Genomic DNA, 23,029 nt, shown 5'->3' on the forward strand with positions numbered 1-23,029 from the left:
GATGTTCCCGCCCAAAACTGCTTTTCGAGTAATCGAATTGTTGGGTTGCATGAGGGTTAAATGCTTAATGGAGGACTTTACACAGAAGCTCAACAGAGCTAGGGAAAGATTGAGAAGGTATAAGCGAAGCTGAACCTTTGTAGACTCCGTCACCGACAGCAGACGTACTGTGGTAGAAAAAGTCTGTAGAAGCGGATAGGAAAAGTTCTACGGTCGAGGGACTGTGCGACGACCCATAGATCCGCCGGAGGAAAGAAGGATGCCTAACCCAATCGTATCTATCGTTAGTGAAACTTGGTAAGCCCTATGTATTCCTCTCATTCGAGGTAGGAGAATCGTAAGAGACTTACAACATACAGAGGGTAAAGGATTGTGGAAAAAGCGAATGCCAACAGAACGAAAGTTCAGACGAAAGCTCATTTGTATAAGTCGTTGGATAGGGCAATACCCGAACTGAAAGGTTGCTGACTTCCACATGGTCTTCAACACGAAAGAAAGCGAAAAGAATAATCCTATAGAGAGGGAGATATGTTATGAAAACTAACGAGAGTGTTAAGTCGGCTGTTTCCCCACTAGTGGAGAATTGGCACTCAATTAATTGGGTGAAAATTCAACGCTATGTTAGGAAACTTCAACAACGAATCTATCGTGCCGAACAGTTAAACCAAACAAGGAAAGTAAGAAAACTTCAAAGATTACTTTTAAGAAGCAAGGCTAATCTACTTCTAAGTATTAGACGAGTCACTCAAGAGAATAAAGGTAAAAAGACAGCAGGTATAGACAGTTATATCTCTAACACGCCTCAAGAAAGAGTTGATTTATTCAACAAATTAAGCAGATATAGTGTTAGAAATATCAAGGTTAAACCAGCTAGAAGAACCTATATTCCTAAGAAGAACGGTAAACTTCGTCCACTAGGTATTCCAGTTATAGTTGACAGAGTATATCAAAATGTATTCAAAAACGCATTAGAGCCACAATGGGAAGCAAAATTTGAAATGACCTCTTATGGATTCAGACCTAAACGCAGTACGCATGATGCAATGAGTGATTTATTCACTAAATTAAGCAAAGGTAGTGCTAAGGGATGGATTTTTGAGGGGGATTTTGAAGGTTGCTTTGACAATTTGAATCATGATTACATTATGGGTTGTATTAATAACTTCCCTAATAAATCAATAATTCGAGACTGGCTCGAAAGTGGATATGTAGACAATGATGTATTCAATGAGACAACAAAAGGAACGCCACAAGGTGGAATTATCTCACCATTGTTAGCAAACGTGGCACTACATGGAATGGAGAAAGAAATCGGTGTTAGATACATCCATACAACACGACAAGGAGATACATTGTACTCAAATTCAGTCGGTGTTGTTAGATACGCTGATGACTTTGTAATTGTCTGTCCTACAGAAGAAGAAGCATATGGCATGTACGATAAGTTAGAACCATACCTGAACAAACGTGGATTAAATCTTGCGAAAGACAAAACAAGAGTAGTACACATTAGTAAAGGGTTTGACTTCTTAGGATTTAATTTCAGACAATATCCAACAAAAGACGGAATGCGCTTGTTCATTAAGCCTTCCAAAGATAGTGTCAAACGAGCTAAACAAAAGATTAAAGAAATATTCGAATGGGGTAAAGGTAGAGAAACGTCGGTCCTAATTGATAGATTAAATCGTGTCGTTAGAGGAATAACGAACTATTGGTCTCCTACGGTTGCCAAGAAGATCTTCAGAGATATAGATAGTTATATTCTGAAAAGAACGCTAATTTACTTGAAACATAGACATCATCGTAAATCAATTAAATGGATTAGAAAGATATATTTCAAACCCGACCATACTGGTGTGAGCAAGGACAAATGGATTCTTACGTGTCCACATGATAATACAAAACAACTCATGAAAATGAGTTGGGTAAAAATCGAAAGACATATTAAAATCAAACAATATAACAGTCCATTTGACGCTTCACTAAAAGAGTATTTCGAGCGACGAGATAAAAAAGAGTTCGATAAGGAGAACACTTTAGCGAAACAAAAACTTGCTAAAAAGTCTAAATACAAATGTAGGGTCTGCCATGAATCGCTTGTTGGAGACGAACCATTAGAAGCAAATCATATAATACCGAAAATTATAGGTGGTCGTGACACTTATGAGAACCTTGAGTTACTTCATAAGTCTTGTCATAAAACACATCATGCATTATTAGAGAGATATGGTAACGGTAAGCAATTACCAAAAGTTCAGTCTTACCTTAAAAGAAATAATGTGGATGTAAACAGTAAACAAGCGGTCAAATATATGATGGATGCATTTAAGAAGTTTGCATACTAATTGTCTTCGGATGAAAGAGGGCTTGAGCCGGATGTGCTGAAAGGTACAAGTCCGGTTCTTAGGGGGGAAAGAGATGGTAACATCTTTGACCTACCCGACTGCTGGCAACGCCAACATTGATTTTCGTGCGAAACGTTCATCATTGAAAAGATGATGCACTATCAATCAGAAGTTTCTATGTGAATAGCAACACAGAAAGATAGGAGAACTTTTATTCCGAGAAGTGGAATGACGGAGTAACGCCCCGAAACGCTTCCCCTAAAGCTACGACGTGCATTGAAAGATGTGTTTATTTCTTTGTACGAGGCTCGTTAAGGTCGGCAGAAGTTTGCCGTAAATTCATTTTTATAAATGAAATGCGAAAAGGCGCTGGAGGCAGTGTCCGTAGATGATATGCCGGGGGTCATAAAAAACTAGATATGGCGAGAATGTGTGGAAACACTGACGAACTTGCGAATGTACGGCTCCTGAAGTGACCATATAGAAACTGTATGGCACGCAACAAAAGCGTGGTATCTGTGGTTTAGTACGATTGAAGATTAGGAAAAACCATATGTAGTTATAGGCTACATCAAGGATACGGGGTTAAAGCAAGCGCCTAAGTCTAGGTCTGATAGGAATAAAGGAACGTTGGAAGCTATGGATGTGGAGGGAACACACCCGTTGAAGCAGTACAAGGGAATTCATAACCTTGTTTAATCATAGTGAAAGTAGTGGCACGACCGTTGAAGTCCTTGTAATGAGGATGGAGGAACAGCCACAAGTCGTACCTAATAGAATTGAAACCTCACACTTCATGGATTCTCGTAAGACTTAAAAGGTCACAGATCCAGAAAGGAGTGTGATAAACCATGAGATTCAATTTGGAGAACAAAGCAAGAAAAAATGCTAATCTTCGCCACGCAGAGTATTACGATATGCAAAGCGAATTTGATGCACTATACCAAGATAGCAAGGATGGTAAGAGCTTCAAGAATTTAATGAAACTCATAACATCTGACAATAACATCATACTCGCCTATCGGAATATCAAAAGAAACACTGGTAGCCCGACACCTGGAACTGATGGAATCACTATCAAGGATATAGAGAAAATCGAGACTAATGAGTTTCTTATAATGGTTAAAAAACGGTTTAATTTCTACAAACCAAGAAAGGTAAGAAGAGTAGATATTCCTAAAAGTAACGGTAAAACAAGACCTCTTGGCATACCGTCAATATGGGATAGAATCGCTCAACAGTGTATCTTGCAGGTAATGGAGCCAATTTGTGAAGCTAAATTCAATAGACACAGCTACGGTTTCCGACCATTCCGTTCAACCGAACAAGCCTTTGCCGATGTTTCACATCGAGTCAATAGTAGCAACATGCAATATGTCGTTGATATTGATATAGAAGGATTTTTCGATAACGTGAGCCATACAAAGCTAATGCGTCAAATATGGTCACTAGGAATACAAGATAAACAACTATTGGTCATAATCAGACGGATGTTAAAAGCACCAATCGTCATGCCCGATGGTAAGATCACTTACCCAACAAAAGGTACTCCGCAAGGTGGGGTTCTTTCACCCCTACTAGCAAACATCAATCTAAATGAATTTGATTGGTGGATTGCCAACCAATGGGAGGAAAGAAATCTAAAAGAAATTACACCGCAATATCGCAAAGATGGTAGAAGAAATCGTAAAAATGAAAATGTGAAGCTAAGGAAATCGACCAACCTTAAAGAAATTTACCTTGTAAGATATGCAGACGACTTTAAGATTTTCTGTCAAACCAGAAAGGAAGCGGTCAAAACATATCATGCAGCTAAATTATGGTTGGAAGAAAGGTTGAAACTAACCATTTCCAGTGAGAAATCAAGAATAACTAACCTCAAAAGAGAACCCAGTGAATTCTTAGGTTTCACATTCCGAATGGCGCAAAAGGGAAAAAGAGCATCAGGCGAAACAAAATTCGTCATACGCTCCAATGTCTCACCAAAAGCCATAAAACGAATTCATAACCAATTACGCGACCAAATTAAGAAAATTCAAAAGGCAAATAGAGGATACAAAGCCCTAGCAGAAATGAACAAATACAACAGCATGGTAAACGGTATTCACAACTACTACCGTTTAGCTTCTCATGTATCAAGAGATTTCGGCACACTAGGGGGTCACATCCTAATAACCTTATATAACAGGTTAAATGGACTTAGTAAGATAGGGAAATATGAAGGGAAGCATAAAGGCATTCTCGCATATATGGAATCATCCGGTGTGAGATACTACCGCAAATATCCCATCTTGCCCATTTCTTATGTTCAACACAAAAGTCCAATGAATGCCAAAGTTTCGATCAACAAGTATACAAAAGAAGGTAGATTAGGAATTCACAAAAATCAGTCAATCATTCCTGAATGGAAATTGAAGTGGCTGCGAGAAAATCCTGTAGTAAACAATAGGGTATCCATTGAATTTGCAGATAATAGAATATCCAAATTCATAGCTCAGGGTGGAAAATGCGCTATTACTGGAATCGAATTAGACCTTGAAACCATGCAATGTCATCACGTCAACCCTTACCATAAAACGAAGGATGACTCGTATAAAAACCTTGTAATTGTAAGTTACGAAGTCCACGCACTAATTCATGCAACCAACCTTGAAGTTATTAAGAAATATCTAAAGGCTCTGAAATTAAATGACGAGCAACTGGACAAGCTTAATAAATTGAGGAAAAAAGCAGGAAATGACAAAATTTAAAACCTAATCACCTAAGATGTTAGGAAAAGCAAACTATCCAAATTAAATTGTTGTGAGGGAAACAGATATTTTATTAGATACGAGGGAGCGCCGTATGTGTTGAAAGGCGCAAGTACGGTGTGGATCGGGGGAAAAGGTGGAGATTACCTCAAAGCCTTACCTATCGATATTATCAATTATCATTTAGCTTATTTACGTTAAATCAGGCTGCAAGAAGACATTGGCGTATTGGTCAAACAAAGCAGTGCAGAACTTTCTATCTTGGTTACCGAGAAACGTTCCAAGAACAACTGGCGCAATTAATTGCCCAAAAGAACAAAGCTGCTGAAGCAATGAACGGTGATGCAACAAGCGACGGACTGAATGCAATGCTTGGTGATACTGGTGATCTACAGACTCTATTAATTCAAAACATTAAGAGAGGGAATCAATTAAAAGGTTCAACAGAGGAATGGACAAAAGCAGCATCTGATGAATCTAAACGCGTCCTTGAAAACTTTGGCAATGTAATAAAGACTGTATTTGAACCAATTGAAATTCAATTTATGAATTGGGTGGAAAAATTGCCAAAAACAATGAACGTAGCATTTATGAAAGAGGCTAAATTTGTACAAAAAGCTGTTGAATGTATTAAAAAAGAGCAAGTACCTGGTGTTCGAATGAAGCAGAATGTACTTGAAATAGATGGAGAAATAGAAGATGTGATTCGAACTTTAACAACACTGAATACAGATAAGCGTATGCTTGTACAAAAACAAGACATTACACTGTGGGATGAATTGATTGTGGAAGTAGATACTTCTCAAAAGAAAGGGAAAGGGAAACAAAAAAATAAAGTAATTGAAGGACAATTTGAGTTTGATTTATTTGGTTAAATGAGAGGGGAAAATCATGTTTAAGATGCTTCTTATCGCATTAATTTGCTATATATGTTTTGTAGTTTACAAAACAAAAAGAAATATGTTGATAGAAGAGAAAAGTAAAGAAAAAGGACCAGAACCGGTGGAACGACCTGTTTATTGGTGTCCAAGAGAAAATAGGCCTATTGGCAGGGAACAAGAACGTGTTACTGTTCCAACGAGAGAAATTACCTTAGAAAAGGATGTAGCAAATATATATGATTTAGTTGCTGCATCGATTCAAATGAATGTAGGTGAAGAAGAAAAAACGTTAGAACAGAACAAGGACGTTGCAAAGGAAGTGGAGTATGTTGAAGATTTTCACCATACTCCTGCTTCTGAAGCAGTATATAATATCCCTTTTCCTAGCGATGAGGATATACCAGAGGAATTACTAGAATATGAGGAGACATTTCTGGAACTAGAACAGTTGCCGATCCCACAAGAAACAGAGCATATCGTCACTTTTCAACAAGGAATTTCAGGGGTAGATGATATGGATTTTGTAAAATGGATCGCAAAAGTAATAGGGCGAGAACAAGGACTGACACGTGTACTTAATATGTCTAATAACAAGCGTTATTGGATTCATACAGAGGGAGAAATATTACCAGAAAATCAACTGTTGTATATAGAATTACAAATTGATTCATTGTATTCCTATACACTAGTTAGATGGAGTGAAAGATAACTAGGAAATAGCTGAATGTATTTCCTAGTTGTATTTTCTTGGTTAAATAGCATGAAATACAGCATTTTCTCACTCATTTGTACAAGGATAAAATATTTTTTTATTTTTGTACAAATGAGTGGGACAGAATGATTCACCATATAAGGATATTCGACTATAATGAGACATTGTACGTCATTGTAATATTAAAATGTTTTGAGATTAAGGTGATTAACAGTCTTAAAACAGGAGAATTGAGAACTCTTCGTAATATTACAATGCTTTAAATAGATAGCATCAAATCATGAGAAGTGTATGAAGAATTATTTTATCAAAGTAAATAGGAGTGATAATATATGGCAATCGATCATATAAGCAACAACGTAGTAGAAAAATTAGAACAAACGGTGCGCTATGAAAAGAAACAAATCCAGGTATTACGTGTAAGTAAAAGTAGTTCAAATGTACATGCTTACATGATTTTTCCGGAATTCTCAGAGGTTAAAATTTCAAATACCGAACTGGATGAATATATAGAAAACCTGTCAACAAGCGTGAAGTATGTCATTGATCGCAAGTTGAGTCAACAAGAAATTGAAAAACAAAATCATTCTTTCATCATGACGTGTGAAGTCGAGGAAGATGGTGTGATAGATGATGAAACAATTCATTTTAATACGACGTATGTCAAACCACCAACAATTGCAAATAAAGTATTTAAGTTAGTGTGTGGATTAGGCAATCGATTAGATAGCTTAAAAGAATTACATATTACAGTATTAAATAATAATATTAATCGAATTGAAATTGAGTTTTACAATGAAAATGAAACATATGTGGCAGTAGAAAAAGAAGAAATTGCAAATGCAATTATGGGGGCATATACAAAAGCAAATATCTATTATGCAGCAGATCTTTATTATGCAGCAGTAGGAAATGAAATCAAATTAAAGAGCATCAAACCAAAATTAGCGGGTGATGTGTGATGAAACGAGATAAAGGAATGATAGGAGTCTTATGCACGCTTATTTTAATGATTTTATTACTTGTACCCTTACAAGCAGCTCAAGCTTCTGTAAAAGTAGATTTTAATGAATTAAAAGGAAATGATGTTTCGTCATCATTTAAAAATGGACTAAATAATCGAACGAAAACAACAGAGAAAGATGATTCCTTTGGATCATCAATCATACAAAAGATTGAAGGATTGTATGCACCGGCTTTTAAAGTAGGAGTCAATATCTTTTCTATTTCATTCGTATTGGGTGTTATTGTCATGGTTATGGCATTAATTACAAAGAATGGTCAATGGATGAAGTGGGCAACTGGAAGTATGATTTTCTCATTTATCAGCATGATGTCGATGAGACTAAGTGTATACTTCTTGTTTAGTTCCGATGTATTTTCATTTATGAACATCTTTACGGATTTTTTAGACCTGTTTAAAGCAACAGCACTTATTTTCACACCATTTATGTTAATCGCAGGTATTCGTTTAAGAAGAATTCATGAGAGTACGAAACAGCCGGAATATTACCGTTGGGCAAATCGTGTCATAACGGGATCTTGTTTGCTGTGTATGTTAGCCGTACTCGCTCCATGGCTATTTGCTAATATGTAAAGAACCATATGTAAAGATAGAAAAGGTACTGAATCTGCATTCAGTACCTTTTATCTACCCATTAGGTTGTTTCTTTCATATTCTTCAAAGACTTCTTCTGAAATTGGCGATAGTATGCCGCTCAAATACACAGCGGTATATAAAAAGTATTGCTCATCCCTTGTTTTAATTGTATGAGTACCGTGTTCCTCATTGTTTGGAATAATTCGTTCAATTTTGAGTTGTTTTTTATCACAAATGATCTCTTTTACTCTATATAAATTATGTATCGGTAAACGATCAATATACAAACAAAGGTACTCTAGTAGAAATAGAATAACAGTCATTTGTAGAATGAAAGCAATCTTTAATAGAGTTGGTATGGATGCAAATAATACTAGAAATATAGAGACCAAGAAAATATTTAACTTTGAAAACCACTTTTCGTGTTGATTTAAAGAAATAATACTTTTTTTATTCTGAAACACCTGGAACCTCGTTATAAGAAAAATAGTTGCAAAGATTCCTTCATAACTAAACCAGGTTTTCCACTCCGTATCAGTAAGTTCTAGCAATATATATATGATACCGGTAGATACGAGCAGTGGTACCAGCTGTACCAAACTAAATAGTATGGTATGTTCTAACATTCTTTTCTTGTAGATACGATTAGTAATTGAATCCAAGTTTCTTAACTCCTTCTGCAATTTTCATGATGACACCACCAATAAGAAGATGGTATTCGCCAATTCCTTTTTCATTTACGTACCAACACATATAGTGCCGGATACCTTCTTTTGCATCATGGTCATGTAAAGGAAAAGGAGATGCGTATTTTTTAGATGACATATTATTATCACCGAAAGGTACCTGTTCTGCAAGTACAAAACGTTTCTTTGAATCATTTATAATCCAACAACCATAGTTTACTGACCCATACCATATTGCGTCTTTATGGATTGGATCGATAGCAGGTTGTGCTGGATAGCTTTCATCTAGTATTTGTGCTTTTTCTTCACGAAGTCGTTGATGAATATGTGAATTCAATGGATCTTCCGTTCCGATTTCATAGGTTTCCTCAAAATTCCCACACTCATAAGGAATAAGGGGACTATTTGAATCAGCTGCTAATTGTAGACTGCAAGAATCTGATTTTGAAAGATAATATACGCAGTCTTTGCAGGTGAAGTAGTTTGAAAAAGCTGAATCTGTTTTTGGTTCTGGTTCTGTTACGGTATTATCTACTACAAGTTTTAACATATCTATCACAATCCTTTATAGGCTATTTCAAAATTTAATATAGACGTATCATATCATGCTTATTTTTAAATGTAAATATTTTCCATTTAAAAATACCCTAATTTATTTTGAAAGGAATGTTTGTTTTGAAAAGAAATCGAGAATATATTGCTTTGCGAAATTCTATATTAATAGGCTGGTTACTGACATGCATCGTAATAGGCTTATCTATCTATTTTTCTTCTGTTGTTTATTTATTAATCGGATGTTTCATTCTATCGTTAAAATACGGATTAATGGGTACCGTGAAAAATGTGGAAAAACGTTTGCCTACCTGGGCTAACTTTGGCGTCATTGAAAAACCAGTAAATAGAAGGGTGACCAGACCTTTTCAGTTTCGAGGTGGGCTCCTTGTTTCATTAGCATTAGGATTCGTAGAGATGGTGATAAAAGGCCTATGTATCTCATATTTTATTTTAGGATTAGAAACGCATGTATATCGTTTAATGCGCAGAAACGCAAGGGTGTAAAAAAGGGGGGGCTATTATGAAAGTATTAATATTTGAATTAGTTCTCATTGCGATTCTGATTCCGTTGAATATTGTTGTAAAAAAACATGTCCCAAAATGGAAAGGGAAAGCGGGAGAAAAATTAGTAAAACGTATATTAAGTAAATTGGATCCAAAAAGTTACTATGTGTTACATGATGTTACGGTTCATACGGAGTATGGTGATACAACGCAAATTGATCATATTGTTATCGCGGAAACCGGTGTATTTGTTATAGAGACGAAGAACTACGAGGGATGGATCTATGGAAATGAGAAATCTGCAAGGTGGACACAGGGTATTTTTAGAAAAAAATCCTCTTTTCAAAATCCATTTCGACAAAACTATAAACATATAAAAGCAATTGAATGGTTAATAGAACAACAGCTGCCGTGTATCTCTATTGTAGCGTTCCATCCAAAATGCAGTCTAAAAAGAGTAAATGTTCAATCTAAAGATAAACATGTCCTGTATTATAACGATCTACAAAAATGTATTGAATCATATACTGAAACGCAACTAACAAATGATGAGGTCCAGCACATCTACCAAACAATATTGCGAGCGGACATTATGGATAAGGATATCGAAAAGAAACATGTGAAGTATTTACACAATAAGTTTGCAAAACAATAAGAAATGGAGAAAGGAATAATGTTATATGTAATAGGGTTCATTGTAATCTCTGTAGTATCTATTCGTCTTAACATGAAGTATTACAAATTAAAAGGGGATCCAAAAGATTTGGTGAGAAAGAAAAATAAGTGAATTTATTATTATATTATATATAGTGGTGAAAAAGTAAAGGCATCAGTAGAGATGCCTTTTTTGTTTATTATAATTTTTAATGAATCGACTATGTTAATGTAATAATCAATATAATGGCCTAGTGAAGTAGTTGATTAAAGTTGTAAAATTAATCAACTTAATGAAAAAGGATAAAGTGTTTTACCAAACAAGTCTGTTCGAAAAAAGAAGATAGTTATTCATAAATTGTTTGTCTTAGTTTTATAAGATGGAAATGTGAAAAATTGGCTATTCTATGTTCCTAATAACCACTTTTACAACGGAACTATTTATTCTATTACAAATAGTTACTGTAAAAGATGATAAATAAATTCCAAATACTATGAAAAATAATTGGTATAGAAAGTGACCTAGTAAAGCGATATAAAGATGTAGCTAAAATTCCAAGCAGAAAAGCAATGAATGCATCGGTAAATGTTATTGGAAGGTGTAAAATTGAAAAAAGTGCAGCAGATAGACACATACTAATGAAAAGATTGAATTTTTCAAGTAATTTATTAAAGATAATCCCTCTAAATATAGCTTCTTCAGCTATTGCGGTTAATAGAGTCATTCCTATAATGAATAAAGTTTTTTGTGCCCATGTAGCTTCAAAATAATAAGCCGTGGGACTAGTAAGCAGTTTCCAGGTACTAAGAAGGGGGATATTTAATAGCCAGGCGGAAATTATAAATTGTAGTATAATCGCTGTGAAAAATAAAATATAGTTTTTCCACTTTAAAAGAGCAAATAAGTTCCACTCACCCTTTAAATAATGATAGGATGCACTATATAAAAATAAGAATGTTACTATAATAGAATACAAAGAAATTTCAAAGTTAAACCATGTTATAATATTTTCATTTCCTAGGTTTCTTACCAATGTAGTAGTAATCACTATAATAGATGAAGTAATCAGTATAAAAAACACTTGTAACCAAGTGATTTTTTTTTTAGAAGTCATATATGTCCTCTCCTTATTTGATTTTATTATAAAGAGTATTTTGAATTCAATGATTTAAAAATATTTTTTTAGAAGAACTTAATTTTAATTTAGCGTAATCAAAGTAATTATCCTTAATATGAGACTATTGAAATTTAATGTGAATTTTATTACTTAACGTGAAGTTTCATATTACTTTTTTTTTAATGCATTGTCAATATATTATTCTGAATATTAATATAAAACAAAAAAATTTTATTTTTCTGTTTATTTACCCCTAAAATTGGGCTATATTGGAAAATGCCTAGGCGTTATCATTATACAGGAAAGGAGTTGATATATGTGGAACAGAAAAAAATTCTAGATATTAAATTAACTGAGTCTGGAAAAATTAATTATGTAAAAAACCATGATCCCGGTTGTGCAGGAGCAGGATGTGGTGGTTCGACTTCTTGTTTGGGTCCTAAACCAGGAACAATTGGCAAAGACATATGGAAAAAATGTTCTGGATAACAATTAGAAAAAGGGAGGATTCCCTCCCTTTTTCTTTAAAATTCTCTTAGATTAATGAAACCGTGTACCTAAGCACTAATATAGGAGGGGAATAATGGATCATCTAATTCTTAATTATAAACCCATACTAGATAGCTATTGTTTTGTGAAAGAAGAGAGTGAAGAAATAGTTTTTTTTAATAGAGATACATATATAACCCTTAATGGAGATTCTGTTGAGGATATACTTGATTTAATTCCGTTACTATCTGGTGAATTAAGCACAGAACAATTAGCGAAGAAATTGGAATTACCTATCGAATATCTTTGCGAAATAATTAAAGTGCTAGATGAAAATAACATTATAAAGAATTATGATATGCTTGAAAAATATAAATTTATGGATAAAGATTTGCAAAGATATGAAAAGTTCATCTCAAATTTAACAGGTTCTGTATCCAGTGCTTTTGGAGATATAGAAGTTACTCATACAAAAAAAATAGTATTAATGGGAAATAGAGAATTACAGGAGAATTTAAAGAAAGCTTTTGGTACCAAATTTTCATTTTTAGAAATGAGTCAAATTCAAAATGCAAGTCTAATAATAGCAGTCGACTTTTTTGAAAATGAGGACTTATTTAGTGAAGCAAATGAATTATCTAAATCTTATGGAATCCCATTTTTAAGAGCTTTAGTACAAGAGCAATATTATAGTATTGGTCCAATATTTATATTTAGTGAAACTAGTTGTTATAATTGTTTTTTGAGTAGGAAAATTACGAATTGCGAAAATTCTTACCTAAGCTATAAATATCTGAAGAGATATAATAGTGAATGGAATGAAACTCATATTAGTTTAATTCCAGGGACAATAGAGATGTTTAGTTTTCAAATATTAAGTTTTATTATGAAATATTTCTCTAATTGTATGACTTGCGAAATAATTGGAAAAGAATTTACCTATAATGTATTTAGCTTAAATTCGAATTTAAACCCCGTATTAAAAGTTCCAGGATGTTCTAAATGTGGAACTTTTAATAAAAATATAATCAAAGATTTTGTATTAAATAGTTAGGAGTAAAAATTATGGGAATGCAGAATGCTTTAGAATATATTATAAATAAAAATACTGGAATTATACATCATGTAAAGAATAAGATGGATTTCAAACTGCCATTTCCAATGCACATTTATTTTGCATTTAGAAATGAATTAGTTGATGTTAGTGAGGGAGTAAAAATTCGTGGGGATTATAGCGGATTAGGATATAGTTATGACTGTCCTGAATCGGCATTAATATCAGCTGTGGGTGAGGCACTTGAGCGTTATTGTTCATGTTACCTAAATTCAGAGGTTTTAATAAAGGATTCATTTAACTCTTTAGTAAAAAAAAACGTTCATGCTTTGAATCCACTATCAATTACACAGCCGTTGAATGAACAATATCAAGAAACATATCATACTTGTAAAGAAATTGATGGTGAAACCATATTTTATTGGGTTGAAGCAATGGATGAAATCCATAATAAAAAAATACTAGTTCCTGCTAACACAATGTATTTTGATGTTGATAAAGAGTTCTTACTTCCGCATATAAGAGATTCAATTTCTACTGGTTTAGCAACAGGTTCTACAAGGTTACAAGCGATAGAAAACGCAGCATTAGAATGTATAGAAAGAGACGCAATTATGATTACATGGTTGAACCAATTGACAGTTCCATTAATAGATTCTAAGACGATTCCAGATGAAACTGTGCAGTATTATTTGAACGTTGCAAATGAAAAAGGTTTTGAAGTTTTCTTCTTTGAGATAACAACAGATATCAAAGTTCCTACATATTTTGTCTTAATAAGAAATCTCTATAATAATTACCCTTATATACAGGTAGGGGCAAAAGCACATTATGAACCTATTATAGCGTTAAAAGGAGCTCTAATGGAAACGTTAGCAAGTCTAAATTTATTAGCTGATCCTAACCTTGAAATGGCGGAATTTTCGGATATTAAAAACGTGAAAAATATAAGGAGTATCAAGGATCATATGCTTTATTATGCAGCAGGAAACGATAAAGAAGCTTTTGATTTCTTGATTTCGAATTCTGAAAAGCCATTTAATAATTATTCGAAAGTTAATAATTTTGAAGAACTAAAAGAAAATCTCGATAAGATGGAGTTAAATCTTTATTCATATGATTTAACTACAGAAGATATAAATTCTTTAGGTTTATATGTATATAGAGTGTTAATGCCAGAGTTGGCTTTTCTGGAAATAACTTTACCTATGTTAGGTTGCAATAGATTAATAGATGCCCCCAATAATATGGGATATGTTCCAGCGAAAACTTTTAATAAGAATCCACATCCATTCCCGTAAAGAATATATAAAAAGAGGAGGTAATTGTTGTGAATAAATTTGAAGATCATACAAAGCAGTATATATTATCCAGAATGTATGATTGCAATACTCGAGCAACCCCCATGAGCTCATTTGGGATTTCAAAGCATAAAGTATATGACTATTCCACAAAAATAAAAAAACAACATTATTGTATTAAAAGCATTCCTCTTTGTATAGATAAGACTATGATTAAGCAAGAATTTTATCAAGTTTTAAATAGTAGGCAATCTGTTGCAGAATTAGAAATCCGCACAAGAATTGGTTTTAAAACACTTTCAAACTTGCTTCATTTTTCATATGGATATGTTAATCAACAGCATAATGCTACCCCATCTGCAGGGGGGAAATATCCTATAAGTATTTATATAGCGATTTTTAACGTCGAAAATTTAGAACAAGGTATATATTATTATAATAAGGAAGAAAGTACCTTAGAAATGATTAGAAAAGGAAATTTTAGAGAAGTTATTAATAATCTATATGTTGATAATACACATATTCATTCCGCTTCTTTTATTATGTTTCATGTTGCAAATCTTGATCAAACAAGTAGTAAATATGAAGATAGGGGTTATAAATTAATACATTTAGATATGGGGCATCTTTCTCAAAATCTTTATTTATTAAGCAGTGCACAACACTTAGGTATTAGAGCAATTTTTGGAATATATGAAAATAAAGTAAATGATTTTTTAGAAATTGATGGAGAAAACGAATTTGTGTTACTTTCGCATGTTTTCGGAGGAATAAAATACCCTACCCCAATAATAATGGGGACTAAATATAGTGATTTATATTATGAAAATGAGGAAACAGGAAGTGAAGAATAAAGTGCTATGGAAGTTTCTCGTAAATCTGTATAAGAAGCAAAAATATAAACTTATCATATTGTTCTTATTTTCCTGCTTTCTTGCTTTAAATGAAATCGCTTTCCCACTTATTTTAAAATATATTATTGATAATGTTACAATTAGTAATTTGTATGGGTTTGCAATAAAATATGGCTGGATCTTTATTTCTATCATAATTGTTCAATTAATAATAAAATATTATGCTGTAATTTTAGATAATCAAGTTGTAATTGACAGTAATTTAGTATTAAGAAAGAAGATAAATGAAACATTAAAACGATCGGATTATTTTAGATTTATAAATCTTGAAAACAAAAATCTTACGCAGATTATTACATATGATGTTCCACAGTGTCAAGGAATTCTTAATTCTATAATATTTGACCTAATCGTGCAGTGTTTGGTATTTATAAGTACCTTCTTAATTTTAATGGCTCTTAACCTAAAATTAACTTTAATTATTTTGATGATTTTACCAATATATTATGGTGTGTTTTATCTATTTAATAGCAAACTTAATATAATCAATATGCAACTGATAGAACATCGAGATTATTTATCAAATGTAATAGAGAAAATTCAACTTAATTTTAAAAATTATAAAATATATGTAAGAAAAAATGGTTTTGATCAACAATATAACGATAGGGTCGTTAAAATTTCTCAAACTCAATCCAAGAATGCTAAATTAGTTGCAGTTATGAATATTACAATGACTATTCTATTTTGTCTATTAATTGGTTTAATTGCAATAATTGGGTTTTCAGAGGTGAAGAATAACACTTTAAGCATTGGGGCCTTGTCTGCATTTTTAGTTTATACTATGAATTTTTTCTCACCAATTCAAAGAATTATGTCATTGTTTATTGATTTTAAGATTAGTGTAATTTCTATAAAAAGAGTGCATGAATTACTATGTTTGGACTTGGAAGAAAAAAATCATGTTAAGTTAGAAAAAAATATGCAAGGTAATGTGCTTTTTAAAAATGCACAAGTAAAGCTAGGGAATAAAAATATTGTTAGTAATTTTACAGGTGAGATTGTAAGAGGAAAAATTAATTATTTAGTGGGAAGAAATGCATCTGGAAAATCAACGCTAATTTTATCTTTAATTCAATTTATAAAATCTAGTGGAATCTATATAGATAGTTATGAAGTAACAAGATATGATATTGAAATGTTAAGAAAAAACATTAGTGTTGCATTTCAAGAGCCTGAATTTATTGCAGAAAATGTTACCGATCAATTAAACTTAATTGAAGAAAATAATTATAACAAGCTTATAAACCCTGAGAAAAAAATCATAATTGATAAATATGTGAAAGTACTAGTTTCTTTATTAGAACCTAGTAAAACTATTTCAGAATTATCTGGGGGAAAAAAACAACTATTATCTATTATTAGCGTCTTGAAAAGTTATCCGGAAATATTAATTCTGGATGAAGCTTTTTCCAATTTAGATTCTGAAATTAGATACGAGATCAAAAATGTAATGAACAGTTTGAAAGAACATATAACAATTATTGTTGTAGATCATTTTGCAAATCCAGCGCTAGAAGATAATGTGATTAGCCTGGAACAAGAAAAATTTGTACGGGAGGGAAGTATAAGTGAACACACACATAATTTCTGATTTTCCTTCTTTAGTTGGAAAACATTGTTCTTCTACTGCTATTCAAGAAATTATGATGTATTATAAGCAGCCTTTAAGTGAGGCTATGATTTTTGGGATTGGGAGCGGTTTGTTTTTTAGTTATTTTAGTTTTGCAAATAACTATCCAAGGTTATTAATTACTCGTACACCCTATTTTGAAAATAATTTTTTTAATGCTATTAATCATAATTTTAAGTGGTATAGTGGTGAAGTACTGAACGTAGATAAAATAATTAGTTTTTTAGAAAATGATATCCCTATATTAGTAATTTCGGAAACTGGTTATTTGGATTTTTATGGAACTAAAGGAGGAAGAAATGTCGCTGGACATACGTTTACTATTTTAGGTTTTGATATAAGAAAGAAGACTTTCCTTGTATCTGACTTTATATCTAGTGAATATTTTTCATTAAGCCTAATAGATTTAAAAAAAGCAATTAATCAAGCGAAAGTGCCATATGATCGTAAAAATGTTTGGGCACCTGTGTATCCGTTTGTTATCGAAGATATTCGTGAAGCCATGCTGAAAGGTATGTGGAAAAATGCTAATGATATGCTTCAAAATCAAAATGATAATTATGGAATTCTGAACATTAAAAAACTTTCAGCTGAAATACCTTATTGGACTGAATTACCAGAATGGGAAGAATGTTGCCTCCATACTTATATGATGATTGAGAAAATTGGAAGTGGGGGAAGTGGATTTAGAAAGTTATATACAGAATTTTTAATAGAAGCTTCTTCGTATTTCAAAGAAATTGAGCAGTATTCCTGTATTAATAAAATGCAAAAAATCAATAAGTTGTACAAATTACTTGGTAGAAAATTCTTTGTTACAGGCCGAACTAAAGAAAGAAAAAATTTAATTGAAATTCAAAAGTGCTTAGAGGATATATACTTATTAGAAAAAGAATTTTGGGAAACAATATCTTACATCGTTAATAAAACAACTTCCTCCAAGTTAATTCTAAACTCTAGCAATTAAAAGTGGTTCCGAATGTACAAATTCACGTCAAATATTGTTAAGTTATATATGCAATATAAACATTTACGGTTTCTGGTGTTTTATAAAGATTATTTTGGATTAGCTCCATAAACTTTCTTATTTATAGTATTACGTAAGTTTTGAAAACTTCTTTAATAGCATTAAATTATAACTTCTTTACAAAAAGTGTTTAAGAACATAAAAAACTTGAACTATGTAGCAAATAATAATTATAAAGAAATAAAGCAAAAATGAGTTCTGAGCGATACCGAACAAAAACTCAAATATTTAATAAAATAACATGTTTAACTTTTTGAGGTGTGATTATGTATATTTTTATCTTTGCTGTATTTAAAATTTTAGTAAGTTTTATATTATTAGGCTTGATTTTGTTACTCAGTATTTTATGGGTTAAAATAGAAAAAATTCTAAATGACACCTTATTTAAAACACTTCCCAAAAAAGTTAAAAATATAATAATTATATTGTTTGTTATTTTAATAGAGCTCACTATAATATTTATTGTTTCATTAAATTGGAGTGTTCCATTTATTGATGCACTATTTATAGGAAGCCTCGTCCTCTTGTGTTATATTTGGTTAGTACCTTATTTTGTTAATTATCAAGAGAATATTGCTAAAGTTACTGATAAGTATTTTAATGCGGGAGTAGAGATAGGTGAAATCAAAACATTTCAAATGAAAATTTCTACATTCAGTTTAGGGAGTATACTATTTGCTGTAGTAGGTATTATTGTTACTATTTGCTGTTACTATAAATACTTTTTATAGGTGCTCTATTGCAAGGCTACTAATTTCAACTGAATTACAAGGATACACAAAACTTTTATATTTAGAAGACCTGATAAAGAAAATTAGATTTATAAACAAGAATGCAAGTTTTCAGATTCAGTAATGAGCTTTTGATACAAAGAGCTACAGAGAAATTATAATAGGCATCTAAAGCTTAGATATACTGATAACCATTATTGTAGAAATGATGTATGATTAACATAAACAAGTAAACTTGATGTCATCTAATGATTTGTAGAGAATCAACGGCATTTATATTAAAGTATAATGTAAACTGCTATATTTATATTTTATAGTTTACTACAAGAGAAATTAAATCTAATAAAATATTAAGTTAGTAGGGGATAGTTTGGTGGATTTCCACATCATAAATGGAAAATTACACCAATTAATTTCACTAGATGCTAATCTTTTACAAGATAATGTCAGGTGTAAAAATTATTGATATGTGAGTATTGAAAATGCCTTGAAGGATGTAACTTAAAGACCGGTGTATTAGTTTACTGGTTGGAAGGCAAGATATTGTTGTTTTCTAAGGAATTTTCACAATATTTAATGCTAATTGTTCTTATATTATCGGAAGTTAAACGTAACAATAGATGTTAAAGAGTTCCGTTGAATCTTAATTCTATTTGTATATAAATAGAGGGAATGTTATCATATAAAGTAATCCAATACTTAAAAATCATATTGCAAAAGGACACACCTACGCATAACCATAGCGTAGGTGTGTCCTTTTTTGTTTAAGGAGGAAAAAGGTATGGGGAAAACGTTATTTATTGCAGAAAAACCAAAAATGGCCAATGAAATTATAAAATCACTTTGATTCTAACTTTTAAAAGGAACAGACACCCTAAGATACCTGTTTATCCTGCAACAAATATAAATACATAGTACATGAAAAATAATAGAGATAGACTTGCAATTCTGCCAGCAATCGACTCTTTCATAAATTTCATAAGTATAACTTTGACAATTAATGCTAGGAATAACGGTATAAATAGTACCATGGCAAGTTTGATTGCTATGTCATTCATAACTGGACTTAATGGCTCGAAATTAATTATGATATACACCCCATTTACTTATAATTACTATATATTTATAATATAATTTATATTACTTTGTCCATAAGAAAAGACACTCATTTGAGTGCCTTTTCTTCGACTTGATAACCACTTTAAATTTAATAAGATTTATACGAGCTACCATCCAAATATAATCATATCATATTTTCTGAAAAATGAAAGCGGATTCCTTAACTTACTTAATTATTTTGTCCATTACTTCTTTATATTTGTTAAATTGGGCATCTTCCATGTCACCATTCATTTGTAAAAGAAAATTACCTTTTGCGTAAGTATGAGAGAATAACATTTGATTACCGTTACCTAAATCGTCATAGTACTTTTTCGCTTGTTCAAGATCTTGTTTGTTTTTAAACTCAAATATTCTACCACCACTATCTTCTCCTAGTGCTGGTACAAGAATGCGTTTCGCATCTTTTCTAGTATTCCCAAATTCTTTTTCCGGTAGATCACTAGGCTGTTCTGCTTCAAGTCCTGCAGTCTTAAATTCTTCAATTACTTTTCCTACTGTAACATCGCTAGCCACCGATTTGATGCTATCACAGGCTGCTAAACCAAATAATAGCAAAGTACCAATAAGAAATACTGATAATTTTTTTAACATATTTATGCGTTCCTCCTACTGTAGATAAATCCTTCGATATCATAACACAATATACATTTATAAAATGTAATATATTGTCGAATGGATATTTATATGGCAAATTTTTTTCGAATTAGAATAATATCCTTACATTTATGATAAACAATCGTCTTTTCTTTAAATATTAAAACATTAGTTCCGTTACGAGTGGGACAGGGTACTACATTTTAGTATATATTTTAATGCAGCACAAATAAGGATAAAAGCTAAACAGAGTATATTTTTTAATAAAACGGTTATATTGATGTATTGATTAATATAACGGTGAGGTGACATATTTGAGCATAGCTGTAAAAGTAATGAAATACCAAATAGTCTGTCCTGTAAATATAGAATGGAAGACGTTTGAAATATATTTACGTACACTTTCATATCATTTTAGAACTATTGGGAATAGAACTATACAAAAATTGTGGGAATATGATAATCAATCATTGAAGCACTTTAAGGATACTGGCCAATATCCAAGTGCCCAACAATTATATGGGTGTACTCAAAAAACCATAAGTGGATATATTTATGATCAGTTAAAAGAAGAATATCAAGATATTAATAAAGCCAATATGTCCACTACTCTACAGAAGACAATTAAGACCTGGAATAGTAGAAAAAAAGAAATTTGGAGTGGTGAGATGTCCATTCCTTCATTCCGAAACAATTTACCAATTGATATTCATGGAAACTCTATTCAGATAATAAAAGAAAAGAGTGGTGATTATATCGCAAGCGTATCTCTTTTTTCATCAAAATTTATAAAAGAAAACGATTTACCCAATGGTAAAATTTTAGTGAAATTATCGACAAGAAAACAAAATAGTATGAAGGTAATTTTAGATAGAATAATTGATAGTACATATGCCAAAGGCGCTTGCATGCTCCATAAACATAAAAAGAAATGGTATTTATCTATTACTTATAAGTCAAATATAAAAGAAGAACTTAAATTTGATGAAGATTTAATTATGGGCATAGATATGGGGAAAATAAATGTTCTCTATTTTGCGTTTAATAAAGGTTTGGTAAGAGGGGCAATTAGTGGTGAAGAAATTGAGGCTTTTCGAAAAAAAATTGAGCATAGACGTATAAGTTTATTACGCCAAGGTAAGTATTGTAGTGGAAATAGGATAGGGAAAGGCCGTAAAAAACGAATTAAACCAATTGAAGTACTAAATGATAAAATAGCCAAGTTTAGAAATGCTACGAATCATAAGTATGCCAATTATATAGTGCAACAGTGCTTAAAATATAATTGTGGCACTATACAATTAGAGGATTTACAAGGAATAAGTAAAGAACAAACATTCCTAAAAAATTGGACGTATTTTGATTTGCAGGAAAAAATCAAGAATCTGGCAAATCAATATGGGATTAAAGTGGTGAAAATTGACCCATCCTATACAAGTCAACGATGTAGTGAATGTGGGTATATCCATAAAAATAATCGGCAAAATCAATCTACCTTTGAATGTCAGCAATGTAGTTTTAAAGTTCATGCAGACTACAATGCTGCCAAAAACATTTCTGTGTACAATATTGAGAAGGTAATACAAAAACAATTGAAGTTACAAGAAAAATTAAATTTAACAAAATATAAAGAACAGTATATAGAGCAGATGGAAAATATTAATTAAATAATGTAGTAGGAAGTAGTTTGGCGGATTTCCACGCCATAAATGGAGAAGTGATACACGGTAAATTTACCAAGTGTCAACGCCCCGTAAGGTAGTATCGAATGTTAAAAAACATTGATACATAGGCATTCTGAATGCTTTGAAGGATGTAACACAAAGACCGTTACATAATACATTAATTTGCGGATAAAAAAGCAGGATATTGTTGATATATAAGGGATTGTCGCAATATTTATTGTTAATCATCCATATATTATCGAGATAAAACATAACAATAGATGTATTGAAATGCGGACAGCCAAGTAACCATATGAGTAGGAATCTTAGGAAAAACATAATAATAGATGTATTGAAATGCGTCCTCTTTTTATATAAAAGGAGGAACCTGGTAGGTAAAACATAATAATAGATGTATTGAAATACTTATTAATAAGTCGGTTAGGACCCTCTATTTAGGGTTTAACAAACTAATAGATGTATTTAAAAAGATAACAAATCATTAAGAAACCCTGGGTGCAGGAGTGTGAATTATTAAATTTTCGGCGGATTTCCACGCCATAAATGGAGAAGTGATACACGGTAAATTTACCAGGTGTATACGCTCCATAAGGTAGTATCGAATGTTAAAAAACATTGATACAAAGGCATCCTGAATGCTTTGAAGGGTGTAACACAAAGACCGTTACATAATA

The 23,029-nt window shown here is 31.9% G+C and carries 20 protein-coding genes and 1 pseudogene; 16 read left to right on the forward strand and 5 right to left on the reverse strand.

Annotation, left to right across the window (positions count from 1 at the left end; genetic code table 11):
* Positions 1–533: 533 nt before the first annotated feature.
* The 6 genes and pseudogenes from ltrA (LMD38_RS27785) (at position 534) to LMD38_RS27810 (ending at position 8,285) form a co-directional block, all read left to right on the forward strand.
* Entirely contained in the window at positions 534–2,345 is a 1,812-nt protein-coding gene (gene ltrA, locus LMD38_RS27785; protein WP_046648629.1) for a group II intron reverse transcriptase/maturase, read from the forward strand.
* An 851-nt stretch (positions 2,346–3,196) separates the two neighbouring features.
* Complete coding sequence (gene ltrA, locus LMD38_RS27790) at positions 3,197–5,095, forward strand: group II intron reverse transcriptase/maturase (RefSeq protein WP_172656215.1); 1,899 nt, start codon at positions 3,197–3,199, stop codon at positions 5,093–5,095.
* 158 nt (positions 5,096–5,253) lie between these two features.
* Positions 5,254–5,970 (forward strand): annotated as a pseudogene (locus LMD38_RS27795) (hypothetical protein); the annotation flags it as partial.
* A 16-nt stretch (positions 5,971–5,986) separates the two neighbouring features.
* On the forward strand, positions 5,987–6,685 hold the full coding sequence (locus tag LMD38_RS27800; RefSeq protein ID WP_046648633.1) for a hypothetical protein: 699 nt from the start codon (positions 5,987–5,989) through the stop codon (positions 6,683–6,685).
* 335 nt (positions 6,686–7,020) lie between these two features.
* Positions 7,021–7,650: a hypothetical protein gene (locus LMD38_RS27805; RefSeq protein ID WP_046648635.1), complete on the forward strand. Its 630-nt coding sequence runs from the start codon at positions 7,021–7,023 to the stop codon at positions 7,648–7,650.
* On the forward strand, positions 7,650–8,285 hold the full coding sequence (locus LMD38_RS27810) for a hypothetical protein (protein WP_000817512.1): 636 nt from the start codon (positions 7,650–7,652) through the stop codon (positions 8,283–8,285). The genes LMD38_RS27805 and LMD38_RS27810 overlap by 1 nt, the downstream gene beginning before the upstream one ends.
* A gap of 50 nt (positions 8,286–8,335) precedes the next feature.
* On the opposite strand, the gene LMD38_RS27815 is transcribed toward LMD38_RS27810, so the two are convergent.
* Positions 8,336–8,914, reverse strand: a complete 579-nt coding sequence (locus LMD38_RS27815) for a hypothetical protein (protein WP_003305759.1) — start codon at positions 8,912–8,914, stop codon at positions 8,336–8,338.
* Positions 8,915–8,933: 19 nt separating this feature from the next.
* On the reverse strand, positions 8,934–9,524 hold the full coding sequence (locus LMD38_RS27820) for a hypothetical protein (RefSeq protein WP_046648638.1): 591 nt from the start codon (positions 9,522–9,524) through the stop codon (positions 8,934–8,936).
* 125 nt (positions 9,525–9,649) lie between these two features.
* Here LMD38_RS27820 and LMD38_RS27825 point away from each other — a divergent pair, with 125 nt between their 5' ends.
* A complete protein-coding gene (locus LMD38_RS27825; RefSeq protein ID WP_071713414.1) occupies positions 9,650–10,033 on the forward strand; it encodes a hypothetical protein in 384 nt (127 codons plus the stop codon).
* 16 nt (positions 10,034–10,049) lie between these two features.
* Positions 10,050–10,688: a nuclease-related domain-containing protein gene (locus tag LMD38_RS27830; protein WP_000866032.1), complete on the forward strand. Its 639-nt coding sequence runs from the start codon at positions 10,050–10,052 to the stop codon at positions 10,686–10,688.
* 448 nt (positions 10,689–11,136) lie between these two features.
* On the opposite strand, the gene LMD38_RS27835 is transcribed toward LMD38_RS27830, so the two are convergent.
* The gene (locus LMD38_RS27835) at positions 11,137–11,802 is read right to left on the reverse strand and encodes a CPBP family intramembrane glutamic endopeptidase (protein ID WP_046648641.1); all 666 of its coding nucleotides are present in this window, start codon (positions 11,800–11,802) and stop codon (positions 11,137–11,139) included.
* 321 nt (positions 11,803–12,123) lie between these two features.
* On the opposite strand from LMD38_RS27835, the gene LMD38_RS27840 reads away from it, so the two are divergent.
* From LMD38_RS27840 to LMD38_RS27870, 7 genes are all read left to right on the forward strand, one after another.
* Positions 12,124–12,294, forward strand: coding sequence for a hypothetical protein (locus LMD38_RS27840; RefSeq protein WP_162837638.1), 171 nt, complete (start codon positions 12,124–12,126; stop codon positions 12,292–12,294).
* 94 nt (positions 12,295–12,388) lie between these two features.
* Positions 12,389–13,348, forward strand: coding sequence for a hypothetical protein (locus LMD38_RS27845; RefSeq protein ID WP_046648643.1), 960 nt, complete (start codon positions 12,389–12,391; stop codon positions 13,346–13,348).
* 11 nt (positions 13,349–13,359) lie between these two features.
* Entirely contained in the window at positions 13,360–14,649 is a 1,290-nt protein-coding gene (locus tag LMD38_RS27850; RefSeq protein ID WP_046648645.1) for a YcaO-like family protein, read from the forward strand.
* A 29-nt stretch (positions 14,650–14,678) separates the two neighbouring features.
* Positions 14,679–15,503: a SagB/ThcOx family dehydrogenase gene (locus tag LMD38_RS27855; RefSeq protein ID WP_046648647.1), complete on the forward strand. Its 825-nt coding sequence runs from the start codon at positions 14,679–14,681 to the stop codon at positions 15,501–15,503.
* A complete protein-coding gene (locus LMD38_RS27860) occupies positions 15,493–17,157 on the forward strand; it encodes an ABC transporter transmembrane domain-containing protein (protein WP_046648680.1) in 1,665 nt (554 codons plus the stop codon). The genes LMD38_RS27855 and LMD38_RS27860 overlap by 11 nt, the downstream gene beginning before the upstream one ends.
* Positions 17,135–18,163 carry a BtrH N-terminal domain-containing protein gene (locus LMD38_RS27865; protein WP_046648648.1) on the forward strand — a complete coding sequence of 343 codons (1,029 nt, stop codon included), beginning with the start codon at positions 17,135–17,137 and terminating at the stop codon, positions 18,161–18,163. Before LMD38_RS27860 ends, LMD38_RS27865 begins: the two co-directional genes overlap by 23 nt.
* 326 nt (positions 18,164–18,489) lie before the next feature.
* A complete protein-coding gene (locus tag LMD38_RS27870; RefSeq protein ID WP_225991071.1) occupies positions 18,490–18,954 on the forward strand; it encodes a hypothetical protein in 465 nt (154 codons plus the stop codon).
* 887 nt (positions 18,955–19,841) lie between these two features.
* Here the strand turns inward: LMD38_RS27870 and LMD38_RS27875 are convergent.
* On the reverse strand, positions 19,842–20,051 hold the full coding sequence (locus tag LMD38_RS27875) for a hypothetical protein (RefSeq protein ID WP_071713415.1): 210 nt from the start codon (positions 20,049–20,051) through the stop codon (positions 19,842–19,844).
* A gap of 187 nt (positions 20,052–20,238) precedes the next feature.
* Positions 20,239–20,667: a hypothetical protein gene (locus LMD38_RS27880; protein ID WP_046648649.1), complete on the reverse strand. Its 429-nt coding sequence runs from the start codon at positions 20,665–20,667 to the stop codon at positions 20,239–20,241.
* A 308-nt stretch (positions 20,668–20,975) separates the two neighbouring features.
* On the opposite strand from LMD38_RS27880, the gene LMD38_RS27885 reads away from it, so the two are divergent.
* Positions 20,976–22,337: an RNA-guided endonuclease TnpB family protein gene (locus LMD38_RS27885; RefSeq protein ID WP_080344570.1), complete on the forward strand. Its 1,362-nt coding sequence runs from the start codon at positions 20,976–20,978 to the stop codon at positions 22,335–22,337.
* Positions 22,338–23,029 lie beyond the last annotated feature (692 nt).

Origin of the sequence: Bacillus pacificus, assembly GCF_020861345.1 — a bacterium.
Taxonomy (GTDB): Bacteria; Bacillota; Bacilli; order Bacillales; family Bacillaceae_G; genus Bacillus_A; species Bacillus_A pacificus.

Bases quoted from the DNA above. Each gene is read 5' to 3' on its own strand.
- LMD38_RS27830 (WP_000866032.1), top strand. From the start codon at position 10,050: ATGAAAGTATTAATATTTGAATTAGTTCTCATTGCGATTCTGATTCCG.
- LMD38_RS27845 (WP_046648643.1), top strand. From the start codon at position 12,389: ATGGATCATCTAATTCTTAATTATAAACCCATACTAGATAGCTATTGT.
- LMD38_RS27835 (WP_046648641.1), bottom strand. From the start codon at position 11,802: ATGACTTCTAAAAAAAAAATCACTTGGTTACAAGTGTTTTTTATACTG.
- LMD38_RS27870 (WP_225991071.1), top strand. From the start codon at position 18,490: ATGTATATTTTTATCTTTGCTGTATTTAAAATTTTAGTAAGTTTTATA.
- LMD38_RS27810 (WP_000817512.1), top strand. From the start codon at position 7,650: ATGAAACGAGATAAAGGAATGATAGGAGTCTTATGCACGCTTATTTTA.
- LMD38_RS27850 (WP_046648645.1), top strand. From the start codon at position 13,360: ATGGGAATGCAGAATGCTTTAGAATATATTATAAATAAAAATACTGGA.
- LMD38_RS27820 (WP_046648638.1), bottom strand. From the start codon at position 9,524: ATGTTAAAACTTGTAGTAGATAATACCGTAACAGAACCAGAACCAAAA.
- LMD38_RS27815 (WP_003305759.1), bottom strand. From the start codon at position 8,914: ATGTTAGAACATACCATACTATTTAGTTTGGTACAGCTGGTACCACTG.
- ltrA (WP_046648629.1), top strand. From the start codon at position 534: ATGAAAACTAACGAGAGTGTTAAGTCGGCTGTTTCCCCACTAGTGGAG.
- ltrA (WP_172656215.1), top strand. From the start codon at position 3,197: ATGAGATTCAATTTGGAGAACAAAGCAAGAAAAAATGCTAATCTTCGC.
- LMD38_RS27800 (WP_046648633.1), top strand. From the start codon at position 5,987: ATGTTTAAGATGCTTCTTATCGCATTAATTTGCTATATATGTTTTGTA.
- LMD38_RS27805 (WP_046648635.1), top strand. From the start codon at position 7,021: ATGGCAATCGATCATATAAGCAACAACGTAGTAGAAAAATTAGAACAA.
- LMD38_RS27880 (WP_046648649.1), bottom strand. From the start codon at position 20,667: ATGTTAAAAAAATTATCAGTATTTCTTATTGGTACTTTGCTATTATTT.